This is a genomic window from Lentibacillus kimchii (assembly GCF_042666895.1).
GTDB classification, from domain to species: domain Bacteria; phylum Bacillota; class Bacilli; order Bacillales; family Amphibacillaceae; genus Lentibacillus; species Lentibacillus kimchii.
On the sequence record NZ_JBHTGR010000006.1, the window covers coordinates 145,763 to 163,758 of the forward strand.

Below are 17,996 nucleotides of genomic sequence, written 5' to 3' on the forward strand. Positions count from 1 at the left end.
TTGGATTGCGGCTGGATAAATTTTTAAAGGTTTCAAGACTTGTTAAACGCAGACCCTTGGCTAAAGAAATTGCAGGCCAGGGGCGGATTACGATAAACGGACAGCCGGCAAAGGCGTCGACTGTTCTTTCTGAAGGCGATGAACTGGTGATTAAATTTGGCCAGAAAGTGGTTACGCTGGACGTGACAAATTTAAGAGAAGATGCGAAAAAAGATGAAGCCGAAACGATGTACCGGGTGACCCATGAAGAACATGTGAATTAGGTTCTATCCTTGTCCCTTCTGTCATACAGTAATAGTGATTGGAGGGCGAGGCATATGAGTGACTATGAACAGCAGTCTGTTAAACAGCAGACATATGCGACACAAGACAGCCATACGGTCAAAATGAATAACCGCAAAGATCTGGAAATAACCGGCGTCAAAGAAGTCGACAGTTTTGATAATGAGGAATTTTTACTGGAGACTGTCATGGGCTACTTAATTGTCCGCGGCCAGAATCTGCATATGAAAAATCTGGATGTAAGTGACGGCCTGGTTACGATTAAGGGCAAGGTGTACGAGCTTTCCTATGTTGACGAGCACCAGCAGGAGAAAGCTAAAGGCTTCTTTAGCAAGTTATTCAAATGACACTTGATGTGCAGTTTTTGACCATGATTTCCATGGCAGCTGGTGGGTTTTGGCTGGGAATGGCGCTGGAGACATTTCGGCGTCTTTCCATCTACTGGCGGGAACGTGCTTTTCTGGTTTATGTTATGGAAATCAGTTTCTGGCTGACGCAGACCCTGCTGCTGTATTACATATTGTTCCGGGTCAACAGCGGTGAGCTGCGTTTCTATGTGTTTGCAGCCCTGGTACTGGGATTTGCTATCTACCAAGCTCTTGCGGCTAGTCTGTATAAACGGCTGCTGGAGTATGTCATTTATGTTATGGCGGCAATTCATCGTATGCTGACGCGGATTATCAGGGCGGTCATCGTGACTCCAATTGTGTTTAGCGTGCAATTGCTGCTTGCAGCCGTCGGGTTTATGGGCAAATGGCTGTGGCATTTGCTTCGTTTTATCCTGAAGGTCTTTTGGGTGCCGGTTTCTTGGCTGTTGCGACTGGGATTCCAGATGCTTCCTCAAACAATACAAAAAAAGATACACAAATTAGCAGGATTTTATAGTACAATAAAGAATAGATGCAAAAAATGGATCCAACACATAATGTTCAAAAGGAGGTAGGCCTGTGCCATTCCAGAAGAAAGATGTGACTCGGCTGGAATCACATTATATGCAGGAGTATGATGCTTATGTCGAACGACAGGCCCGCAAGAAAAAACGGCTGATACGCCGGCTGGTTCTATTTTCACTTCTGATGGCCCTAGCTATTGGCAGCCTGGCGGTTTATCATGTTAATCAGCAAGCGCTTTATACGGAAAAAAAGGAACAGCACGAAGCATTGCAAAGTGAATTGGCTGCACTTGAGGATAAAGAAGACAGTCTTCGGAATGAAATTGATTTGCTTAATAACGAGGACTATGTCCTGGATATCGCACGGACAAACTATTTCTTCTCTAAAAAAGATGAATTAATTTTCAATATCCCTGGAGAAAAGCCCGATTATTGACACACTTTCACACAACTGGCTATAATATATAAGAAGTATATCTGTTAAATTTCTAAGGAGGAGCACTTTTTTTATGTCAATCGAAGTAGGCAGCAAGCTGCAGGGTAAAGTAACCGGGATCACACACTTTGGGGCCTTTGTAGAGATTGAGGAAGGTAAAACAGGTCTTGTGCATATCAGTGAGGTTGCTGACACGTATGTGAAAGATATTAACGACTTTTTGAGCGTCGGTGACGAGGTTACGGTCAAAGTGCTCAATATCCAGGATGATGGGAAGATTGGCCTTTCCATAAAAAAAGCGAAAGACCGGCCGCCACGTCAGCAGAATCAGCAGCGTTCGGAATCGTTTGAATCGAAAATGAACAAGTTTCTCAAAGATTCGGAAGACCGTTTAGCCTCATTGAAGAAGCATACGGAATCTAAACGCGGAGGCAGAGGTGCTAAACGGGACTAACAGTTTGCTGTCTATGAACCATTGATGTTAAATGATGCTAAAAAAGCAGGTGCCACATTCCAAATGTGGCACCTGCTTTTTGTTTTGATGGCGGTAGAGGGATTCGAACCCCCGACCCTACGGGTATGAACCGTATGCTCTCGCCAGCTGAGCTACACCGCCAAATTCACTCACAGAAAACATCTTACAACAGCAATCACTTTGTGTCAATGGAAAACATTTATGTGGTTATCCACTCGCAGTCGAAAAGCCGACAACACTAAACAGAATACGCAGGGCAAGTGCAGAAAACTTTTATCAGTGAAGAAACCAGTCGAACGATTTTAGGAATACGCTCCGATGTTTTGACAAAAAACGAATGCTGCATGTGTTTAAATGAATGGCAAGAAGGAGTGGTAGACTATGATCAATTCAGTCTCGGGAATGGAATCCAAGGGAGTTAACATTCAGCAGGGCTGGTGGAAAAAAGGTTATATGAAGTTCGCTGCATCCATGAAAAAGTTACTCTTTGAAAAGAGCTGGCTGTTTTACCTTGCCGGCTTTTTGCTTGGACGAGCTGTCATTCTGTCGGTTGTATCACCGTTTGCCATTGCATTTTTGGCGGCAGTCTGGGTTATCCATCGAGAAAAGGCACCCAAAGTGATGGCAGCTATTTTGGCCGGCGCGTTTACCTTTTCCCTGCCTCACAGTGCCTTTATCGCTCTGGCTATGCTCCTCTTTGTGTTGCTGGCGGGCATTTTTAAACATGTGAACAAGCAGCAGATTCTAATACCGCTGTTTGTTTTTATTGCCACTGCCGCTCCCCGTCTGTTTCTTGATTCGGTATGGGGACAGCTGACATCCTATGAATGGATGCTTTTGACAGTCGAAGGCGTTTTAGGAACGGTTCTTGTTCTTATCTTTATGCAGAGTATCCCGTTATTATCACCACAGCGTTTTAAACTTACTTTAAAAAATGAGGAGATTGTCTGTCTGATTATTCTTCTGGCATCGATTTTGACCGGAACAATCGGCTGGGACGTCTATCAGGCATCAATCGAACAAATTTTTTCCCGGTATTTTGTCCTGCTTCTGGCATTTGTGGGCGGGGCGGCCATCGGATCGACAGTCGGTGTTGTCGTTGGCCTGATCTTATCACTGGCCAATGTCGCCAACCTTTACCAAATGAGTTTGCTTGCTTTTTCCGGTTTGCTCGGAGGTCTCTTGAAAGAAGGCAACAAAATCGGTGTCAGTGCCGGTCTTCTGGTCGGAACGTTTCTGGTTGTGCTGTATGCTGATGCGGCGAGCATCCTGCCTTCTATAACGGAAACACTTATAGCGATTGCCCTGTTTCTGTTAACACCATCAAGCTGGATCAAAAAACTGTCACGGTATGTGCCTGGGACAGAGGAGCATACCCAGGATCAGGAACAATATTTGCAGAAAGTCCGTAATGTCACAGCTAAACGTGTTGAGCAATTTTCCAATGTATTCGAGGCGTTGTCGAAAAGCTTTTCGACAGCGGAACAAGCAAACGATGATAACTCGGGAAGCCGTGAGACTGATTATTTTCTGAGTCAGGTAACGGAAAAAACGTGCCAGTCCTGTTTTTTAAAGGAACGGTGCTGGGAGCAGCAGTTCGATAAGACGTATTCGTTAATGGAGGATCTGAAGGGTGACATTGAACAAGGAAATGAACCAAATCATAAGTCGCTTCGTGCATTTGAGAATCACTGTGTTAAACCTAAAAAAGTATTAAATACAATGCGGGAAGAAATGTCCGTATTCGAGGCCAACAAACAATTGCAAAAACAGGTGACGGAAAGCAAGCGGTTTGTTTCCGATCAATTGCAGGGTGTCTCAGAGGTCATGGAGGACTTTGCAAATGAAATTATGAAAGAACGTGAACATCATGAAACGCAGGAAATGCAGATCATCAGCACGTTAAAAAATATGGGGATTGTGCTGGAAAAACTGGATATTTACCGGCTGGAAAAAGGAAATGTCGACATTGAAATGACACTGTCTTTTTATGATTATCGCGGGGAGGGATCAAAGCTGATCGCTCCTGTCCTGTCTGATATTTTAGATGAAATGATTGTTGTGAAACAAGAGGAGGTATCACCGTTTCCGAATGGGTATTGTCAATTGGTATTTGGGTCAGCAAAGGAATATGTGATTGATACTGGGATTGCCAATGCCGCAAAGGGCGGTGGTCTTGTATCCGGCGACAGCTACCGGACCATTGAACTTGGAGAAGGCAAATATGCTATGGCGATCAGTGACGGCATGGGTAACGGTCATCGTGCCAGTGAAGAAAGCGAGGAGACCTTAAGGCTGCTGCAGCAGATTTTACAGACAGGGATTCCGGAAAGTGTGGCGATTAAATCAATTAATTCAATCTTATCCCTGCGCACAACAGATGAGATGTATGCCACTCTCGATCTCGCGGTGATTAACCTGCATAATGCATTCGTTCAGTTTTTGAAGATCGGTTCGACACAAAGTTTTATTAAACGGGGTGATGAGATTATTCATGTTGAGGCAAGTAATTTGCCTATGGGGATCATTCAGGAATTTGATGTGGAAATTGTCGGTGAACAGCTGCAGCCGGGGGATATATTAGTCATGATGAGTGATGGTATCCTGGAAGGACCGAGACATGCTGAAAGTACGGATGAGTGGCTGAAACAGAGGATCCGGACTATGGAGACTGCTGACCCCCAGGACATCGCTGATTTAATACTTGAGGAAGCTGTCCGGACAGGTGAGGGAGCTATTAACGACGATATGACGGTGGTTGTGGCGAAAGTAACCAAGAATTCACCGCAGTGGACATCGATCCCGATTTATCCAGCTGCAGCCGGAGAAACTTAGATGGCCCTGTCTGGCTAATGATACAGCAGTTCGCTATTGTTCCGATTCGTGGTGCATACGAGCTGCTTTTTTTATACGTATATCCGTCAGTCATTGTGGTGATGATGGTAGTGGATAAAAAGGGAGGTATGTCAGGTGAAAAAAGGGACGTTAAAACAAATTCTATTAATCACAGACGGCTGTTCCAACAGAGGAGAGGATCCGTCAGTAACCGCCGCACTTGCAGCTCAGCAGGGCATAACCGTTAATGTTATTGGTATTCTTGGTGATGATCAGACAGAAAAGCCTGCAGGACTGCAGGAAGTGGAGGATATTGCCTCATCTGGCAGCGGCATCAGCCAGATTGTTTATAAAGAGGCGCTTGCCCAGACTGTCCAAACTGTCACAAAACAGTCGATGACTCAGACCCTGCAGGGTGTTGTCAATCAGGAACTGGAGCAGATACTCGGCCCGGACCAGACACTGGATGAAATAGAACCGGCGAAACGGGGCGAAATCATGGAAGTCGTGGAAGATATGGGCGAGACATCTGATCTGGAGGTGCTTGTGCTGACAGATACGAGTGCCAGCATGCATGATAAGCTCCCTACTGTCAAAGAAGCTCTGACCGATTTATCGGTTAGCTTAAATGCCCGGATCGGACGCAACCGCTTTGCCATTTACAATTTTCCGGAAAAGCGCAAAAACATTGGTAAGGTTCTTGATTGGTCACCCAGGCTGGATGGCATCAACAGCGTGTTTCCTAAACTGACAAGCGGCGGCATAACGCCAACAGGTCCGGCGATACGGGAAGCCATGCACCAATTCAGCAAAAAAGGTTTGCTAAAAAAGCTGAGGAGCAACGATGAAGCAGACGTGGAAGAAGCAGAGTCCTAGCATCAGACCTGGCACCGTTATTACCGGAAAGTGGCATCAGCGCCGTTATACGATACAAAAAAAACTTGGTCAGGGAGCAGTTGGCACAGTCTATCTGTGTGTGTATGGCGATAGGCAAGCCGCTCTGAAAATCAGTGACAATTCAACATCCATGATGATGGAAGTCAATGTCCTAAAGTCACTTGAGAAGGTCCAAGGCACCCGTCTTGGGCCTTCTTTAATCGATGTTGACGACTGGACGGCAGCGCCGCAAAAAAAATACGCATTCTATGTCATGGAGTTCTTGCAGGGTGAACCATTAGGCCATTTTATTAAGAAACATGGATCTAAATGGATCGGTGTTTTGCTGCTGCAGCTGCTCGACGACCTGGAACGGCTGCATCAGGCCGGCTGGGTCTTCGGGGATTTGAAAACAGACAATCTCCTTGTGCTTGCAAAGCCGCCAAAAATACGCTGGATCGATGTCGGCGGGACAACAAAAATGGGCCGATCGATCAAAGAGTATACGGAATTCTATGATCGCGGTTATTGGGGAATGGGTTCACGCAAAGCTGAACCTAGTTATGATTTGTTCGCATTGGCCATGGTGTTTTTAACGCTCGAGTATCCAAATCACTTTCAAAAAGGTACGAATCCCAAGGCAACTTTAATGAAAAAAATAAATGATGCCCGCTTGCTTCGCGCCTGCAAAGCGCCGCTTAAAAAGGCGCTTCTCGGCTACTACTCGACAAGTGCGGCTATGCGGCGTGATGTTATACGACTTATGACTCAAAAACAGAGCCGGAGAAGGCACTCTGCATACGCCTATGACAGCAAAACAGCACCCCCGGCATTTGCTGAGGGCAGTGGAATCTTTCTGGCAGCGCTTTTTTACTATGTTTCCTCATTGTTTGTAATGTGACATTTTGTCATATTCAGCAATTGTGATAAAATATAGACGTACTAAAAGGCTATTTTCTGATCAGGAAAGGAACTGCGTATGGATAATACAGTTCGTGCGTTCATAAGGCATCACCAAATGGTCCGCAGTCACACAACGGTCTTGCTTGCCGTTTCGGGCGGACCGGATTCTATGGCTCTTTTGCACTTTTTTTATAACATGCAAACGATATGGGATTTGCGTCTGATTGTTGTCTCCATTGATCATGGCCTGCGCGGGCAGGAATCACTCGATGACCTTAACTTTGTCAGACAGACGTGTCAGGAATGGGGTATTGCGTTTGTCGGGACGTCTCTGGATGTAGGAGCCTATCAGGCCGAAAAACAGATCGGGACACAGAAAGCCGCCAGAGATATGCGCTATCAATTTTTTGCTGAACAGATGAATCTGTATCAGGCAGATTATCTGGCGTTTGGCCATCATGCTGACGATCAACTGGAAACGATGCTCATGGGGCTTATACACTCGGCTAGTGTTAAGTCGCTCGCGGGGATTCCGCTGGAGCGTGCATTTGCATCCGGTAAAATCATTCGGCCTTTGTTAGGCGTTACGAAGGATCAGATTGAACATTATTGCAGGCAGCATGCTCTGAGACCGAGACGTGATCCATCCAATGCGAAGGATACGTATACACGTAATGATTACCGTCATAATATTCTTCCCTTACTGAAAGCAAAAAACCATAGTTGGCACCGGACAATCCGGCATATGAGCGCATCACTGCAGGAAGACGACCTTTTTCTGCAGCAGGAAGCCAGAAAAATGGTTCATAACGTCGTAAACTTCGATGGACCGGGTTTGTGTGCACGTTTCAATATTTATATATTTAAATCGTACTCCCGTCCTTTACAAAGGCGGGCTCTTCATCTAATATTGGATTATCTGTATAAGGATAATAAGGATAGTATTTCCTATAGTCATGAGGAACAGTTTTTTGCGATGCTTATGGATGATCATGGTCACAGCAGGCTTGACTTTCCGCAATCATTAAAGCTTGTTAGATCTTATGCGTCCATAACGTTTTACTTCCAGAACACGCCAGCACAGCCGTACCATAAAGTGATGAACATTCCCGGCGAGACGGAGATTCCAGGCGGGACGCGCTTTTCCGCCGTTATAACCGCTCAGACGGTTGCGGACGGGCATATGGTTTATCTGTGCCCTGAACAAGGAGTTGCATGGCCGTTGCATATACGGACGCGCCGTTCAGGTGACCGTATGCGCTGGTCAGGGCTAAATGGAAGCAAAAAGCTGAAAGATATTTTTATTGATGCTAAAATTCCAGTAAATGAGAGGGATATGTGGCCGGTTATCACTGATAATAATGATAACGTATTATGGCTTCCTGGTTTAAAAAAGGGGCTTCCGCCAATACAGGCCGAAAAGGGATCCTGCATCCAGATCAGTTATACAAAACGGGGTACATAACATAGGAGGAGCAGCATGCACAACGATATAGAACGCGTATTAATAACTGAAGCGGACATTGCCGCTAAATGTAAAGAACTTGGAAGTCAGCTGACAAAGGAATATGATGGGCGCTTCCCGCTGGCTGTCGGCGTCCTGAAGGGTGCGCTGCCTTTTATGTCAGATGTTTTGCGTCACATCCATACGCACTTGGAGATGGACTTCATGGACGTATCCAGTTATGGCAACGGCATGCGCTCTTCAGGGGAAGTTAAGATTGTTAAGGATCTGGATACGAAAGTTGAAGGCCGTGATCTCTTGATCGTTGAGGATATCATCGACAGCGGCCTGACCTTAAAATATTTGGTGGATTTATTTAAATATCGCCAGGCAAACTCCATTAAAATTGTTACGATGCTTGATAAACCAACGGGCAGAACGTCACACATTAAAGCCGATATGATGGGGTTTGAAGTACCGAATGAATTTGTCGTTGGCTACGGACTTGATTATCAGGAGAGTTACCGGAATCTGCCGTATATCGGGGTTCTGAAACCGGAAATTTACGGCGGTGACAAAGCGTGAGTAAACGTCTTAAACAAGCTGGATTCAGCCGGCAGATGAGGTAAATACAATTAGTTGTGTAGGCTGTTTTTAATATGGTACTATGATCTATAGTTTTCCCCGCTTGGGAGGAGGTAAGGAATGAATCGTATATTTCGAAATGTCATATTTTATTTACTGATATTTTTAGTTGTTATCGGTGTAATAGGCGTTTTTCAAGGACAAGGCGATGAGAAAAAAGAATATGATTACCAGGCCTTTGTAAATCAGCTGGACAGTGGTGAAATCAGTGAAATGACGATGCAGCCTTCTAATGGCATTATGCGTATCACCGGTGAGTTGTCCGGCGGTAAGGAATTTGTCGCACAGGTTCCTGATACAACAGATATTGTTACGCAAATTACGAGCAAGGCAAAAGGTCAAAGTGAACTTAATGTTGCTGAGGAAGAACAACCAAGCGGCTGGGTTACATTTCTGACAACGATTATTCCATTTCTGATAATAGGACTGTTTTTCTTCTTTATTCTGAGTCAATCACAAGGCGGCGGTGGTGGCGGCCGCGGCGTCATGAATTTTGGCAAGAATAAAGCGAAAATGGCCAGTGATGAACATAAAAAAGTGCGGTTTAAAGATGTTGCTGGGGCAGATGAAGAAAAGCAGGAACTTGTTGAAGTTGTTGACTTTCTGAAGGATCCTCAAAGATTCTCCTCTGTTGGTGCACGCATTCCAAAAGGGGTGCTTCTGGTAGGCCCTCCAGGGACAGGTAAGACATTGCTTGCACGTGCTGTTGCGGGAGAAGCCGGAACACCATTCTTCTCGATCAGCGGGTCAGATTTCGTGGAAATGTTTGTTGGTGTTGGTGCTTCGCGTGTACGTGATTTGTTTGAAAATGCCAAGAAAAACTCACCTTGTATCATCTTCATTGATGAGATTGATGCGGTTGGCAGGCAGCGTGGTGCCGGTGTTGGCGGCGGCCACGATGAACGTGAGCAGACGTTGAACCAGCTTCTGGTTGAAATGGATGGTTTCGGCGTCAATGAAGGCATTATCATTATTGCCGCAACCAACCGTCCGGATATTCTTGACCCGGCTCTCTTGCGTCCTGGACGTTTTGATCGTCAGATTACGGTTCACCGTCCTGATGTGAAAGGACGTGCGGAGGTACTTGAAGTTCATGCCAAGGATAAACCAATGGACGATACCGTTGATATTGACACAATTGCCAGACGTACACCAGGATTCACAGGTGCCGACCTGGAGAATCTGCTGAATGAGGCAGCACTGGTGGCAGTGCGTTCTGACAGAGACAAACTTAACAAAGATGATGTTGATGAAGCGGTTGACCGGGTCATTGCCGGACCGGCTAAACGGAGTAAGGTCATCTCAGAAAAAGAACGCAATATTGTTGCCTATCACGAGAGCGGTCATGCGATCATCGGTCTGGTGCTGGACGGTGCTGACGATGTTCATAAGGTAACGATAGTGCCACGCGGTCAGGCAGGCGGCTATTCGGTTATGCTCCCGCGGGAGGACCGCAGCTTTATGACCAAGCCTGAGCTGTTCGATAAAATTACAGGGCTGCTGGGTGGCCGTGTTGCTGAGGAAGTTATTTTTGGTGAAGTAAGTACAGGTGCTTCTAATGACTTTGAGCGTGCCACTGATATTGCACGCAAGATGATCACAGAATATGGCATGAGCGACAAAATCGGCCCGCTGCAGTTTAAGAGCGGCGGCGGCGGACCTTTCCTTGGCCGGGATATGCAGGAAGATTCAGGATACAGTGATTCAATCGCTTATGAAATTGATAAAGAGATCCAAAACTTTATTAATTCCTGCTATGAACAAGCTAAGTCAATCCTTACCGAACATAAGGATAAACTGGAATTGTTTGCTCAGACATTGAAAGACATCGAAACCATTGATAAGCAGCAGATCACATCTCTCTTTGAAGATGGTGAGCTGCCGGAGCCAGAAGAAGATGATAAATCATCGGCAGATGTTAAGGTTAACATTCAGTCTCAAGATGATGATGATGGCGAACCGGAATTCCAATCCTATGAAGAAGCGAAGGAAGAAGAGAACGAAAAGCGGGAGCAGGAACGCAGCGATGAAACAGACGACGGCGATTCGTCGACTGAAGCAAATCCGGATGACGATAATCAGCGTAAAGACGAATAAATGCCTAATAGACGATACAGCCTCTCAAACAATTGAGGGGCTGTTTTCATCTCAAGTAACATCAGAAAGGCCAATTTTTCATGGGCATACTGTTTTGTGATATAGTAAACAAAAATATCTATAAGGAAGGTTTGGTCGTGAATGCTTTTTGTACTTGATGCAGGCAATACAAACACAGTACTGGGTATTTTTAAGGATGATATATTAATTCACGAATGGCGCATAAAAACAGATCGTTATAAGACGGAAGATGAATTTGCCGCTCTAATCAAGTCACTTATGTGGGATGCAGGCATCTCATTTTCTGATATAAAAGGTGTCATAATATCATCTGTTGTCCCGCCCATTATGTTTGCTCTGGAGAAAATGTGCTCTAAATATTTTGATCTGGAACCGATGGTGGTTGGCAGAGATGCCGTTCACTCGTATTTAGAGATGTCTTATCCTTACCCTGAGGAAATTGGCGCTGACCGGATTGTGAATGCTGTTGGTGCAATTGAGGAATACGAAACGCCGCTGATTATCATTGATTTTGGAACAGCAACGACCTACTGTTATATCAATGACGATGCAGCTTATCATGGCGGCTTGATTGCTCCTGGTATTTTAATCTCGGTGGAAGCTCTTAATAAGCAGGCTTCAAAGCTTCCTAAGATTGAAATCCAGCCGCCTGACCATGCAATCGGCCGGTCCACGGTGGAGGCGATGCAGTCTGGCGTTTTTTATGGCTTTGTTGGTCAGGTTGACGGCATTGTCAGTCGTATGAAGCAGGAAACTGAGAGGGAACCAACTGTCATTGCCACCGGGGGATTGGCATCGCTGATTGCTGATGCATCTGACTCGATTGACTATGCGGATAAGTATTTGACGTTAAAAGGTTTATATCTGATTTATAACAAAAATATGGAACAAAATAATGCTTCGTTTAAAGGAGACTGACGATGAAAGACTATTTAGTAAAGGCAACGGTCTATAACGGAAAAGTTCGTGCGTATGCCATTAACTCAACCGATACAGTGGACGAGGCAAGGCGGCGTCAGGATACGTGGGCAACAGCTTCAGCTGCTATGGGGCGGACGATGACAGTCAGTGCTATGATGGGCGCTATGCTGAAAGGCGATGATACAATTACTGCTAAAGTAGAAGGAGGCGGCCCAATTGGCACCATTGTTGCGGATAGTGACGCGACAGGTGATGTGCGCGGCTATCTCACCAATCCGCATGTTGATTTTGATCTGAATGAACAGGGCAAGCTGGATGTGGCACAGGCCGTTGGTACAGAAGGAACCTTGAGCATTGTCAAAGATTTAGGAATGAAAGAACATTTCACAGGTCAGGTACCAATTGTTTCAGGTGAGATTGGCGACGATTTCACGTACTACTTTGCCAATTCAGAACAAGTGCCCTCAGCGGTCGGCGCCGGTGTCCTGGTCAACCCGGATTTGAGCATACAGGCGTCCGGTGGTTTTATTGTGCAGATCATGCCTGATGCTGAAGATGAGGTCATTAAGCATCTGGAGCAGAAGATTCAGTCCTTTCCGGCTGTTTCGACACTGATCCGAAAAGGCTATTCGCCTGAACAGATACTGGAGGAACTTTTTGGAGATGATGACGTAACAATTCACAGCCGTTTACCAGTCCGTTTCCAGTGCGGGTGCTCGAAAGAACGTGTTGAACGGGCGATCACCGGACTGGGACAGGAGGAAATTCAAAGTATGATTGATGAGGATCATGGCGCGGAAGCTACCTGTCATTTTTGTAACGAGGTCTATCAGTTTTCAGAGCAGGATCTGGAGGAACTCAAAGAATCGATCAGCTGATATGCTGGCTCGAGATTTACTCGGAAAATGATACATTCGTGATGTGAGTTATTTGACATTTTTTTGAGTGAAGCATAGATTATATATAAAACCTATGAGTTTACTCAGGATTTAGGAGGGGTCATGTTGCAGACAGCGAATAGTATAGCTGATCTGATTGGTGAAACACCGATTGTTAAACTGAATCGATCGACTGACGCGAACAGTGCTGAGATTTATTTGAAACTTGAATTTATGAATCCAGGCAGTTCAGTGAAAGATCGTATTTCACTTGCCATGATCGAAGCTGCTGAAAAGAAGGGTGAGCTGAACGAAGGGGACACCATCGTTGAGCCGACAAGCGGTAATACGGGCATCGGACTTGCTATGGTTGGAGCTGCAAAGGGCTACAAGACAATATTGGTAATGCCGGATACAATGAGTCAGGAACGGCGTAACCTGTTGCGCGCTTATGGTGCTGAGCTTGTTCTGACACCAGGTGCCGATGCCATGACGGGCGCTATCAATAAAGCTGAAGAACTTCAGCAGGAATATGGCTATTTCATGCCGCAGCAATTCAGTAACGAGGCTAATGCAGAGGTGCACGAACGCACAACTGGTGAAGAAATTGTCCGGCAGATGGATGAAGGTTTGGATGCCTTTATTTCCGGAGTTGGTACCGGCGGGACAATAACTGGTGCTGGACGGGTGCTTAAACGCCACTATGACGGCATTAAGCTTTATGCTGTTGAACCTGAAGACTCAGCTGTCCTATCTGGTGAATCACCCGCGCCGCATAAGATTCAGGGGCTTGGTGCAGGGTTCGTGCCGGATGTTCTCGATACCAGCGTATATGATGATGTCATTCGTATTTCCAATGATGAATCCTTTCAAACGTCTCGTGAGGTAGCCCGACAAGAAGGCATTCTGGGCGGCATATCTTCTGGAGCAGCTATAGCGGCAGCCCAAAAAGTTGCGCAATCGTTGGGACGGGACAAAAAAGTGCTGGCGATTATACCTGATAATGGGGAACGCTACTTGTCAACGCCACTTTTTCAGTATGATGATTAAAGGGTCTGTCAGGCTGAAGGATTGGCATCAGGTTATCTGATGCTAGTCCTTTTTTTCATGCTGTGATAGGATTAGAGTAAACGTCAGAAAGAAGGCACGCTATGAACTTAACGACTGGTCCTAAAACCCTGAACTTAGCCGATCGGACACATATTATGGGTATTTTGAATGTGACGCCTGACTCCTTTTCCGACGGAGGTCATTATTCAACGGTCGATCACGCTGTTACCCAGGCTGTCTTAATGGAGCGTGAGGGAGCCGATATGATCGATATCGGCGGTGAATCAACGCGTCCGTCTCACGAGCCAGTTTCAGAGAATGAAGAACTCGAACGCATCTTGCCAGTTATTGAGGCTGTTAAGCAGCATGTCCATGTTCCGATTTCCGTTGATACGTATAAAGCCGAGACGGCGCGCCAGGCGATTGCCTCAGGCGCTGATATGATTAATGACATCTGGGGGGCAAAACAGGAACCTGCTATTGCCCGGGTTGCGGCTGAGCATCATGTCCCGATTATCCTGATGCATAATCGGACAAATCAAAACTATACGTCACTTATTTCGGATATGAAGACGGACTTGCAGGAAAGTATAGCTATTGCTCTTGAATCCGGCGTATCTCCCGAGCAGATTGTGCTTGATCCCGGCATCGGATTCGCGAAGACGTCTGCGGATAACGTAACCGTGATGAATCATCTGGATGCGTTCACGGAGCTTGGGTATCCGGTCCTGCTTGGCACATCGCGCAAGTCATTTATCGGTAAAATTCTGGATTTGCCGCCTGATGAGCGCGATAATGGCACCGGAGCAACGACTTGTCTCGGGATCACCAAGGGTGTGCAGATCGTTCGTGTCCATAATGTGAAATTACATGCTGAACTGGCCCGGGTGACAGATGCCATTCTTGGCAAGCAAGGAGTGACCAGTCTTGGATAAAATTATACTTAAGCAAATGATGTTTTACGGTTATCATGGTGTGTATGCTGAAGAGACCAGGCTCGGGCAGCGCTTTTATGTCGATGCCGAATTGATGCTTGATTTACACACTTCGAGCCGCACAGATGATATGCGGGATTCGATTGACTATGGCAAGGTATTTGAAGCGGTGAAAACAGTTGTAGAAGGGAAACCGAAGAATTTAGTTGAAACTGTTGCTGAGGCTATTTCTGACGAATTATTTCGAGCTTTTGACAAGCTTCAGGCCTGTCAATTAAAAGTCACCAAACCAGACCCGCCTATACCCGGCCATTACCAGTCTGTTGGCGTAGAAATTTTCCGGGAGCGTGACATATGAATAACAGCTACATAGCCTTAGGATCAAATATCGAACCCCGGGAAACCTACTTGCAGCAAGCTGTCAGTACTTTGAATAATTGCCCATCTCTAACCGTTGTTAAACAATCATCTGTTTATGAGACTGTGCCCGTTGGTTATACCAAACAGGCAGACTTTTTAAATATGGTTATTGAAGTAGCTTCGTCTCTTTCTGCCCTTGAACTTTTGGATCTCTGCCAGACGATTGAACAAGAGCTCGGAAGGAAACGGACGGTCCGCTTTGGGCCGCGTACAGTGGATCTTGACATTTTAATGCATAATCAGGAGAATAGAGAAACAGAACGACTGACCCTTCCGCATCCGCGCATGCTTGAACGGGCTTTTGTGCTGGTGCCGCTGTGCGAAATTGCACCTGATTTAATGGTGCCGGCGACTGGAAAAACTATATTGGATTATAGGCATGAATTATCCGGAAGCGAAACAGACGGCGTTGTCTTTTGGCCCGGCAGCAATCCGGCAGATGACTAAAAGCATCACCGTTAATTGGAAACTGGACGACTAGAGACTTGCGCGGCGCGGTTACCGGCTGTTTTTCCCCTGAGGCATTTTTCCGTCCAGCTGTTTTGGCTTTTGAAATGTTAATCGATAAGAAATTATTCCGGATGAATTGGAGTGATAATGGTGACAGAAGAATTAAATGATCATATGCGCGCTCGGCGTGAGAAATTGGCCTTTTATCAGGAGAAAAATGTGTCCCCGTTCGGCGGCAGATTTGAACGGACCCATTTTGCCGCGGATCTGATCAGCCAGTATGATCAATTTTCAAAAGAAGAATTGGAAGAAAAAGACGACACAGTAACAATTGCCGGACGTATTATGACAAAACGCGGCAAGGGAAAAGCAGGCTTTGCCCACGTACAGGACTTAAGCGGCCAAATTCAGATCTATGTCCGGAAAGATATGATTGGTGAAGACGCTTATGAGATTTTCCAGTCTGCTGACATGGGTGATATTGTCGGTGTTACCGGTGTAATGTTTAAAACAAAAGTTGGCGAACTGTCTGTGAAAGCATCAGAATTTACACTGCTCAGCAAATCGTTAAGACCTCTTCCGGAAAAGTATCACGGGCTGAAGGATGTTGAGCAGCGTTACCGTCAGCGTTATCTTGATTTAATTACCAACCCGTCCAGTAAAGAAACATTTATCCTGCGCAGTAAGATTATACGCTCAATGCGCCGTTATCTGGATGAACGAGACTTTCTTGAAGTGGAAACACCGATGATGCATGGTATTCCAGGAGGGGCATCCGCCCGACCATTTAAGACATACCATAATGCCCTGGAAATGCCGCTGTATATGCGAATCGCCATCGAATTACATTTGAAACGACTGATCGTTGGCGGTATGGAAAAGGTGTATGAAATTGGGCGTGTATTTCGTAATGAAGGGGTATCGACCCGGCACAATCCGGAATTTACGATGATGGAGCTGTATGAAGCGTACAGTGACTTCACCGATATTATGACACTGACAGAAAATCTTCTGTCTCATATTGCCCAAGACGTTCTTGGAAGTACACGGATTCAGTATGGAGAAGACACTATTGAGTTGGAACCGGAATGGCAGCGACTGCATATCGTTGATGCTGTTAAGGCGTACACGGGTGTTGACTTCTGGCCGGATATGAGTGACGAAGAAGCGCGGGAATTGGCCCGGGAGAATGGTATTGAAATTGAGGACACGATGACATATGGTCATGTTCTTAATGAATTCTTTGAACAAAAAGTAGAGGAATCGCTGGTGCAGCCGACGTTTATTTACGGCCACCCCGTAGCAATATCCCCGCTTGCAAAACGGAATGAAACAGATGCGAGGTTCACGGACCGCTTCGAATTGTTTATCGTTGGCCGGGAGCACGCGAATGCATTCAGCGAATTAAATGATCCGATTGACCAGCGTGAACGTTTTGAAGCACAAGTGAAAGAACGAGCGGAAGGCAATGATGAGGCTCACTTAATGGATGAAGACTTCCTGGAGGCACTGGAATATGGAATGCCTCCAACAGGTGGATTAGGGATTGGAATTGATCGCTTAGTGATGCTTTTAACCAATTCCCCGTCTATTCGGGATGTATTGCTGTTTCCGTTGATGCGCAGTAAATAATGGCGTACTGCACGCTGTCCATAGGGGAGATAGCCCCGGTCAGGGCTGACTTAAGGTTTTGATCGGGGTATTCAGCCTCTTAGGCCATCTGGTTTGCAGCAATTGTGCAGACGCACAGTCGGCTGAAAGTTATACAGTAAATGATGTGTTAAGCAGAGATTGCTGGATACAACAACACAGTTGCACGTCATACAGCTTTTGCTATAGACTGTTTATCTGACCCTTCATAAGCACGTACAGACTGTCTATCGTTAAATAAGGGTTTATCAATAAAAAATAATAACTTTTTTGTTTAAACCTATTGATTCAGGCTGAAATTCGTGGTAAATTAACAAATGTCGCGTTAAGAGACGTGATCAGCAATAAAAAAACAAAAAATCATTGTTGACTACATTGTTGAAAGATGTTATATTAATTAAGTCGCTTTTGAGAGGCGGCATCCGATTTGCTCCTTGAAAACTGAACAAAACAACCAGCCTGAAACAGATGTCAGGTAAGAGGCTCCCGGTCATATGTATTCATATGATTGGATGAAGCTTTTTGAGACATTATGAACGCTGAGATAAAACGATTGATCGGTGTCAGTCGTTTGCATCTCTCTTATTTATTGGAGAGTTTGATCTTGGCTCAGGACGAACGCTGGCGGCGTGCCTAATACATGCAAGTCGAGCGCGGGAAGCAAGCAGATCCCCTTCGGGGATGATGCCTGTGGAACGAGCGGCGGACGGGTGAGTATCACGTGGGCAACCTGCCTGTAAGACCGGGATAACTCGTGGAAACGCGAGCTAAAACCGGATAACACCT

The 17,996-nt window shown here is 45.8% G+C and carries 18 protein-coding genes, 1 tRNA gene and 1 rRNA gene; 19 read left to right on the forward strand and 1 reads right to left on the reverse strand.

Translation table 11 applies throughout. From position 1 onward, the window contains the following. Positions 1 to 5 precede the first annotated feature (5 nt). The 5 genes from ACFQU8_RS04940 (at position 6) to ACFQU8_RS04960 (ending at position 2,064) form a co-directional block, all read left to right on the forward strand. Positions 6 to 263, forward strand: coding sequence for an RNA-binding S4 domain-containing protein (locus tag ACFQU8_RS04940; protein ID WP_382358086.1), 258 nt, complete (start codon positions 6 to 8; stop codon positions 261 to 263). Positions 264 to 317: 54 nt separating this feature from the next. Continuing rightward, the gene (yabP, locus tag ACFQU8_RS04945) at positions 318 to 629 is read left to right on the forward strand and encodes a sporulation protein YabP (protein ID WP_382358087.1); all 312 of its coding nucleotides are present in this window, start codon (positions 318 to 320) and stop codon (positions 627 to 629) included. Continuing rightward, entirely contained in the window at positions 626 to 1,225 is a 600-nt protein-coding gene (gene yabQ / locus ACFQU8_RS04950) for a spore cortex biosynthesis protein YabQ (protein WP_382358088.1), read from the forward strand. The genes yabP and yabQ overlap by 4 nt, the downstream gene beginning before the upstream one ends. A gap of 4 nt (positions 1,226 to 1,229) precedes the next feature. After that, entirely contained in the window at positions 1,230 to 1,610 is a 381-nt protein-coding gene (locus ACFQU8_RS04955) for an FtsB family cell division protein (RefSeq protein WP_382358089.1), read from the forward strand. A 73-nt stretch (positions 1,611 to 1,683) separates the two neighbouring features. Next, on the forward strand, positions 1,684 to 2,064 hold the full coding sequence (locus ACFQU8_RS04960) for a S1 domain-containing RNA-binding protein (RefSeq protein WP_382358090.1): 381 nt from the start codon (positions 1,684 to 1,686) through the stop codon (positions 2,062 to 2,064). Between the two features lie 88 nt (positions 2,065 to 2,152). Here ACFQU8_RS04960 and ACFQU8_RS04965 read toward each other — a convergent pair. Continuing rightward, positions 2,153 to 2,226: transfer RNA gene (locus ACFQU8_RS04965), tRNA-Met, on the reverse strand. A gap of 240 nt (positions 2,227 to 2,466) precedes the next feature. Between ACFQU8_RS04965 and spoIIE the strand changes: the two genes are divergently transcribed. The 14 genes from spoIIE to ACFQU8_RS05035 form a co-directional block, all read left to right on the forward strand. Then, positions 2,467 to 4,920, forward strand: a complete 2,454-nt coding sequence (gene spoIIE, locus ACFQU8_RS04970; protein WP_382358091.1) for a stage II sporulation protein E — start codon at positions 2,467 to 2,469, stop codon at positions 4,918 to 4,920. 135 nt (positions 4,921 to 5,055) lie between these two features. Continuing rightward, positions 5,056 to 5,796, forward strand: coding sequence for a VWA domain-containing protein (locus ACFQU8_RS04975; RefSeq protein ID WP_382358092.1), 741 nt, complete (start codon positions 5,056 to 5,058; stop codon positions 5,794 to 5,796). Then, positions 5,765 to 6,697: a protein kinase domain-containing protein gene (locus tag ACFQU8_RS04980; protein WP_382358093.1), complete on the forward strand. Its 933-nt coding sequence runs from the start codon at positions 5,765 to 5,767 to the stop codon at positions 6,695 to 6,697. The genes ACFQU8_RS04975 and ACFQU8_RS04980 overlap by 32 nt, the downstream gene beginning before the upstream one ends. 78 nt (positions 6,698 to 6,775) lie before the next feature. Further along, positions 6,776 to 8,164 (forward strand): tRNA lysidine(34) synthetase TilS, encoded by a 1,389-nt coding sequence (gene tilS, locus ACFQU8_RS04985; protein ID WP_382358094.1) that lies wholly within the window; start codon positions 6,776 to 6,778, stop codon positions 8,162 to 8,164. 15 nt (positions 8,165 to 8,179) lie between these two features. Beyond that, on the forward strand, positions 8,180 to 8,728 hold the full coding sequence (hpt, locus tag ACFQU8_RS04990) for a hypoxanthine phosphoribosyltransferase (protein ID WP_382358095.1): 549 nt from the start codon (positions 8,180 to 8,182) through the stop codon (positions 8,726 to 8,728). Positions 8,729 to 8,848: 120 nt separating this feature from the next. Then, positions 8,849 to 10,885, forward strand: a complete 2,037-nt coding sequence (gene ftsH / locus ACFQU8_RS04995) for an ATP-dependent zinc metalloprotease FtsH (protein ID WP_382358096.1) — start codon at positions 8,849 to 8,851, stop codon at positions 10,883 to 10,885. Between the two features lie 141 nt (positions 10,886 to 11,026). Then, positions 11,027 to 11,824: a type III pantothenate kinase gene (locus ACFQU8_RS05000; RefSeq protein WP_382358097.1), complete on the forward strand. Its 798-nt coding sequence runs from the start codon at positions 11,027 to 11,029 to the stop codon at positions 11,822 to 11,824. Between the two features lie 2 nt (positions 11,825 to 11,826). Then, positions 11,827 to 12,705: an Hsp33 family molecular chaperone HslO gene (gene hslO, locus ACFQU8_RS05005; RefSeq protein WP_382358098.1), complete on the forward strand. Its 879-nt coding sequence runs from the start codon at positions 11,827 to 11,829 to the stop codon at positions 12,703 to 12,705. A 123-nt stretch (positions 12,706 to 12,828) separates the two neighbouring features. Next, a complete protein-coding gene (gene cysK / locus ACFQU8_RS05010; protein ID WP_382358099.1) occupies positions 12,829 to 13,755 on the forward strand; it encodes a cysteine synthase A in 927 nt (308 codons plus the stop codon). Positions 13,756 to 13,856: 101 nt separating this feature from the next. After that, positions 13,857 to 14,690: a dihydropteroate synthase gene (folP, locus tag ACFQU8_RS05015; RefSeq protein WP_382358100.1), complete on the forward strand. Its 834-nt coding sequence runs from the start codon at positions 13,857 to 13,859 to the stop codon at positions 14,688 to 14,690. Then, positions 14,683 to 15,048, forward strand: a complete 366-nt coding sequence (folB, locus tag ACFQU8_RS05020) for a dihydroneopterin aldolase (RefSeq protein ID WP_382358101.1) — start codon at positions 14,683 to 14,685, stop codon at positions 15,046 to 15,048. Before folP ends, folB begins: the two co-directional genes overlap by 8 nt. Beyond that, positions 15,045 to 15,557, forward strand: coding sequence for a 2-amino-4-hydroxy-6-hydroxymethyldihydropteridine diphosphokinase (gene folK, locus ACFQU8_RS05025; protein WP_382358102.1), 513 nt, complete (start codon positions 15,045 to 15,047; stop codon positions 15,555 to 15,557). Before folB ends, folK begins: the two co-directional genes overlap by 4 nt. A 153-nt stretch (positions 15,558 to 15,710) precedes the next feature. Continuing rightward, positions 15,711 to 17,192 carry a lysine--tRNA ligase gene (gene lysS / locus ACFQU8_RS05030; RefSeq protein WP_382358104.1) on the forward strand — a complete coding sequence of 494 codons (1,482 nt, stop codon included), beginning with the start codon at positions 15,711 to 15,713 and terminating at the stop codon, positions 17,190 to 17,192. Positions 17,193 to 17,796: 604 nt separating this feature from the next. Next, a 16S ribosomal RNA gene (locus tag ACFQU8_RS05035) occupies positions 17,797 to 17,996 on the forward strand; the annotation flags it as partial.